This window comes from Bradyrhizobium sp., assembly GCF_049581145.1.
Taxonomy (GTDB): Bacteria; Pseudomonadota; Alphaproteobacteria; order Rhizobiales; family Xanthobacteraceae; genus Bradyrhizobium.
Map to the genome: position 1 here is coordinate 1 of NZ_JBAURI010000419.1, position 5179 is coordinate 5179.

Consider the following 5179-nt stretch of genomic DNA (forward strand, 5'->3'; position numbering starts at 1 on the left):
GCGAATGGCCGGCGCCGCCGATCACGCGGACTTCCGCGTGCGGCCATTTCGCCGCCAGCGCATGCGCTGTCGCCGGCGGACACAACAGGTCATAGCGTCCTTGCACGATGATGCCGGGAATGCCGGCGAGCTTTGCCGCTTCGTCGAGAAGCTGCTGCGGCCGCATGAAGCAGTCATTGGCGAAATAATGCGCCTCCATGTAGGGCGTAGCGGGCGGGGCGCCGCCGGATTTCGGCGTCGGGTCGAGCCGCGTGCGCGAAGAGGCATGCTCGGACAGGATGCGTTCGGTGTCGTGCCAGGCGCGCGCGGCCGCAAGATGCACGGCGGGATCGGGGTCGAGGATACGGCGCCAATAGGCATCGACCGGGTTGGCACGCTCCTCGGCCGGTAAGGCGCTCAGAAAATCCTGGTGGAGATCGGGATAGAAGCGGGGCAGGGTGTCGGAGAACGCGGTCTCGATTTCCTTGCGGGTGCCGAGAAAGGTGGCGCGCAACACCAGGCCGGAGACTCGCGTGGGATGCTGTTCCGCATAGGCCAGCGCAAGGGTCGCGCCCCAGGAGCCGCCGGCAACGAGCCAGCGTTCGAAGCCGAATTTTTGCCGGATCATTTCCATGTCGGCGATCAGATGCGGCAGCGTGTTGTGCTGGCGCTCGCCCTTCGGGCGGCTGCGGCCGGCGCCGCGCTGGTCGAACAGCACGGCATGGAAGCGCTCGGGATCGAACAGCCGGCGGTGATCGGGCTGGCAGCCGCTGCCCGGACCGCCATGCAGATAGACCGCGGCGATGCCGCCGGCGCGGCCGACGCTTTCGACATAGAGTTCGTGGCCGTCGCCGACGGCGAGGTGTTCGGAGGTCAGCGGCGCGAAGGGATCCGAGCGCTGGCTGCGTCCCGCGCCGGCGTCAGGCGCCATGGTCGCCGCCCGTCTCCAGCGTGCCACCGGCGAAGTTGCGATACAGGAAACGGTTCTGCTCGGACGCCGCGTCCAGCTCGGCCTGCTTGAAGATCGCCTCATGCAGCGGCGACAGCGTGCAGGCCGGATCGGTGTTGCCGGCATCACCGGTGAGCGCAAAGGCCTGGCAGCGGCAGCCGCCGAAATCGATCTCCCTGAATTCGCAACTCCTGCACGGCTCCTTCATCCAGCCGGTGCCGCGATAGCGGTTGAAGGCCTCGGAATTCTGCCAGATCCAGGCGATCGAATGATTCGACCGCACCGACTCGAATTCGAGCCCGGTGATGGTCTCGGCGGCATGGCAGGGCAGCACCTTGCCTGCCGGCGAGATGTTGAAGAACTGCCGGCCCCAGCCGCCCATGCACTTCTTCGGTCGCAGTGCGTAATAATCCGGCACCACATAGTCGATCGCGAGCACGCCTTTCAGCCGAACTCTCGCCTCCTCGACGATCCCTGTGGTTTCCTCGAGCTGCGCCAGCGTCGGCATCAGCGCGACGCGGTTCTTCAGGGCCCAGCCGTAATATTGTACATTGGCGACCTCGAGCCGGTCGGCGTCGAGGTCGACCGCCATCTGGATGATGTCCTGCAATTGATGCAGGTTCTGCCGGTGCATCACCGCGTTGACGGTGAGGGGCAGGTCGAGTTCGCGCGTCCACTTCGCGACTTCGATCTTCTTCGCATGCGCGTGCTTCATGCCGGCGACGCGGTCGGCGATGGCAGGCTCGTTGCCCTGGAAGCTGATCTGCACATGGCAGAGCCCGGCGTCGGCCAGATCGGACAGTTTTTCGCGCGTGAGCAGCACGGCCGAGGTGATGAGATTGGTATAGAGCCCGACATCGGTGGCGTGCCGGACCAGTTCGGCCAGATCCTTGCGCGCGGTCGGCTCGCCGCCGGAAAAATGAACCTGCAGCACGCCGATTTCGGCGAGCTCGGAGAGCACCTTCTTCCATTCCGCGGTGGTCAGCTCGATGCTGGAACGATCGAGCTCGACGGGGTTGGAGCAATAGGGACACTGCAGCGGGCAGCGGTGGGTCAGCTCGAGAAGCACCGCAAGCGGAATCCCGAACGTCTCGGCGGTCGAGCGTTGCTGTTCCAGTACCGCCAATCCGTCCTTCGGATCGGTTGGCTTCATGTGGCTGTCGGCGAGTTGTTCGCTCATGACGTCTTCTCGCGCGTTTCGGTCAGAAATCCCTTGTCCGCAAGGTCCTGCAGCATGGCGACGACGTCAGCGGCAATCGCCTCGCGCGGTGCGGCATATTTGGCCGCCAGATGATCGACCATCTGTTCGACGCTGCGCACGCCGTCGCAGAGCTGCAGCACTTCGACCGCGATCTCGTCGGGCGCCAGCACGCGCTCGGGCGCCAGGATCACCCAGACCTTGCGGGTCTCGTCGAATCTCAGTTTCGCATGCCGCGGCAGATGCGGGCGGCTGGCCTCGCTCACGCTGATATGACGGGGACTTGCCATGGCCTGCCGCTAGCCCGCCTGCGGCACGAAGGCGCCCGGCGGAATGTGGCCTTCGACATAGGCATGATAGAGCGCATCGAGCTGCACCCACAGCACGTTGGTCTTGAAGATCAGCGCATTGCAGACCATCTCGCGCTGCTCGCGGGTATTGGCATGCTCCCTGACATAGGCGAGCGCGAAGCCGGCGTCGCGCGGCGCCTGCTGCAGGCGGCGGCTGAAATAGCTCATGATCTCCGGATTGACGAAATCATAATGCTGCAGCATGCCGGCGATGCGCTCTTCATGCAGGTTGGGCGCGAACAGTTCGGTCAGCGAGGAGGCGATCGCTTCCAGCGGCGTCTTGTCGCGGCAGAAATGCACATAGGCTTCCACCGCAAAGCGCGTCGCGGGCAGGATGCCTTCGGTCGATTCCACATAGCCGCTGTCGAGGCCAAGGCCCTCCGTCAGCTTCAGCCAGCGCTCGATGCCGCCCTCGCTGCCGACATCGCCGTCATGGTCCTCGATGCGGTGCCGCCACTCCAGCCGGATGCCGCGATCGCGGAAACGCGAGATGACCACCGCATCCTTGATCGGGATGGTGCTCTGATAATAGTAGCGGTTCAGCGCCCAGGCCTGCACCTGCCCCTTGTTCAGCTTGCCGCCATGCAACAGCCGGTGAAACGGATGCAGGCTGTGATAGCGCGTGGCGCCGATGTGACGCAGCGCGGCTTCGAGGTCAGCGGCATTGTCGAGGGGTGTGCTCTTGCCGATCGAGTACGCGGTCGTGGTGCTGGGGATTGCGACGTTCAAAGCACGATCTCCGTTCCGTCGGCGGGAATCTGCCAGCCCGCGCGTTCGGCGATGAGGCGCTCCGCCGAGTTCGGCAGCAGCGCCGGGTTCGAATTATTGATATGCAGAAATATCCTCCGGTCGATATCCAGACCGGAAAGTTTTTCGATCGCGCCGCCATGTCCCGACATCGCGATATGTCCCATCGCCTGTCCTGTCTTGGTGCCGAGGCCCGCCGCCACCAGTTCGTCATCACGCCACACCGTGCCGTCGAAGAACACGAGCGGCGCGCCGGCCAGCCTGGCTTTGAGGGCGTCGGTCACTTCCGCGCAAGCCGCGAGGAAATAGAGATACTTGCCGGTCGCCCGGTCCTCGATGCGAAGTCCGAGCGTGTCACCCTTGTCGCCGCCGCCGCCTGGATGGATCTTGCCCTCAAGATACCACGCCCCCTTGCCGGGAACTGCAAAAGGGAGGATTTCGATGCCGCTCGGTGAGCCGTCTGGCAGTAGCGCTTCGAATGGCCGGTCCAGCTCGATCGGCTCGCGGCGCACATTCTGCTCGCCGAGCACGTTGAAGATGCTGTTCGCTTTCAGGATCGCCAGCACTTTGGCATGGGCGTAGATCGTGAATGGTGAACCCTCGCGCATCGAGAGCAGCCCGGCCACGGCGTCGACCTCGCCATTGGTGAGAACGACGCCCGAGATCGGCGTGTGGCGGAGTTGGCCGGATTTGGGATGCAATTGCGGCGTGGCGATCAGTTGCTGGCGCAGGTCGGGAGACGCATTGATCAGGAACCAATGGTCGCCGTCGGCACTGACCGCGACGGATGCCTGGGTACTCCTGAGCGCGGGATGGTCGCCTCTTGCGGCCCGACACACCGGACAACCGCAGTTCCATTGCGGAACACCGCCGCCTGCAGCGGCGCCCAGGACGACGACGCGAAGCATGATCCGTCTCCCGGAATTCTAGACTTGCTGGAAATCCAAATGCCAAGAAGGTGGACCCCGATCGGCCACGATCCCAAGAGCAGGACCGTGTCGCGCCCGGAAGTCCACCTGCGTTGTTACGTCAGTCGTCGCCTGATTTACTTGCGGGCGGCGCACGCATACATGTTGATTTCCATGCCAACCGGCACTTCGACGATCTTCGGTGTTTTCCAGGCCATTTTGGCTCTCCTTGCAAAGGGACGATCTTCCGCCCTGCTGTTAAACTACCGCGCCGGGAAAAGTTCGCCAGCGAAATCTTTTATCATAAACTTGCGCGTGTCCCATGTTGCAGCGCGAAGACCTATTGCGCTACCGTGCGCCCGGGGGTGTCAAAGCAACGCGCCATCAACGGGTTTGACGACAGGGCGCGGCGCAACCATGGTCGGGGCCGCCCGCGGCGGCGGCTCGGCCCTATCCCATGCACATTGAATAAAGAACTCGGAATAAAGAACTTGTGAGATTGTTGAGGCTTCCAATTCTGCGCGTTCCACCCCATTGGATTATCGATGCCGAGATATTTTTTTAACACGCGGATCGGCGAAGAGCTGATCGTCGATCCCGAAGGCGAAGAGCTGCGCAATCCCGACCGCGCCTGGGATGTCGCGCGCGCGATGATCCAGGAACTGGTCCGCAGCGAAGGTGCCGATGGCGCGCTGTTGAGTGCCGTCATCGAGGTGACCGATGACGATGGCGAGATCGTCTTGGAATTTCCATTCGCCGAGGCGATCTTCAACCTGCCGGATCAACGGATCACGCGGCACTGAGGCCGCGCCCGCATTGCATTTCGCAACCGCGCTGTGGCGCAACCGGTCCCGGATTGGGGTGCCGTCCGGCCATCTTTCCAATTGCCTGCTTGCGCCAAAATATTGGAGACTGCGACTGAAAGGCGACCCGCGCCTGCAGCGATCGGCTGCCTGCGCGAGAGAAAAGCCGCCATAAAACGCGATAAAAAGGGGAGCAACGACATGACCAGGAGTTTGTCGCCGCGCAGTCTGCTGCTGGCCGGCGT

7 protein-coding genes are annotated in these 5179 nt (G+C 63.5%); 1 reads left to right on the plus strand and 6 read right to left on the minus strand.

Annotation, left to right across the window (positions count from 1 at the left end; translation table 11 throughout):
- From pip to pqqA, 6 genes are all read right to left on the minus strand, one after another.
- The coding region (gene pip, locus WCB02_RS13615) for a prolyl aminopeptidase (RefSeq protein WP_423958746.1) at positions 1 to 910 on the minus strand (910 nt) is incomplete at its 3' end.
- Complete coding sequence (gene pqqE / locus WCB02_RS13620; protein ID WP_423958747.1) at positions 900 to 2108, minus strand: pyrroloquinoline quinone biosynthesis protein PqqE; 1209 nt, start codon at positions 2106 to 2108, stop codon at positions 900 to 902. The genes pqqE and pip, both read right to left, overlap by 11 nt.
- Positions 2105 to 2416, minus strand: a complete 312-nt coding sequence (gene pqqD, locus WCB02_RS13625; RefSeq protein ID WP_423958748.1) for a pyrroloquinoline quinone biosynthesis peptide chaperone PqqD — start codon at positions 2414 to 2416, stop codon at positions 2105 to 2107. Before pqqD ends, pqqE begins: the two co-directional genes overlap by 4 nt.
- 9 nt (positions 2417 to 2425) lie before the next feature.
- A complete protein-coding gene (gene pqqC, locus WCB02_RS13630) occupies positions 2426 to 3205 on the minus strand; it encodes a pyrroloquinoline-quinone synthase PqqC (RefSeq protein WP_423958749.1) in 780 nt (259 codons plus the stop codon).
- Positions 3202 to 4131, minus strand: a complete 930-nt coding sequence (pqqB, locus tag WCB02_RS13635; protein ID WP_423958750.1) for a pyrroloquinoline quinone biosynthesis protein PqqB — start codon at positions 4129 to 4131, stop codon at positions 3202 to 3204. The genes pqqC and pqqB overlap by 4 nt, the downstream gene beginning before the upstream one ends.
- A 137-nt stretch (positions 4132 to 4268) precedes the next feature.
- Positions 4269 to 4349 (minus strand): pyrroloquinoline quinone precursor peptide PqqA, encoded by an 81-nt coding sequence (gene pqqA, locus WCB02_RS13640; protein WP_009031067.1) that lies wholly within the window; start codon positions 4347 to 4349, stop codon positions 4269 to 4271.
- 327 nt (positions 4350 to 4676) lie between these two features.
- Between pqqA and WCB02_RS13645 the strand changes: the two genes are divergently transcribed.
- Positions 4677 to 4934: a DUF6894 family protein gene (locus WCB02_RS13645; RefSeq protein ID WP_423958751.1), complete on the plus strand. Its 258-nt coding sequence runs from the start codon at positions 4677 to 4679 to the stop codon at positions 4932 to 4934.
- Positions 4935 to 5179: the final 245 nt, after the last annotated feature.

Coding starts and splice junctions, on each gene's coding strand:
- pqqE (WP_423958747.1), bottom strand. CDS start 2,108: ATGAGCGAACAACTCGCCGACAGCCACATGAAGCCAACCGATCCGAAG.
- pqqD (WP_423958748.1), bottom strand. CDS start 2,416: ATGGCAAGTCCCCGTCATATCAGCGTGAGCGAGGCCAGCCGCCCGCAT.
- pqqB (WP_423958750.1), bottom strand. CDS start 4,131: ATGCTTCGCGTCGTCGTCCTGGGCGCCGCTGCAGGCGGCGGTGTTCCG.
- pqqA (WP_009031067.1), bottom strand. CDS start 4,349: ATGGCCTGGAAAACACCGAAGATCGTCGAAGTGCCGGTTGGCATGGAA.
- WCB02_RS13645 (WP_423958751.1), top strand. CDS start 4,677: ATGCCGAGATATTTTTTTAACACGCGGATCGGCGAAGAGCTGATCGTC.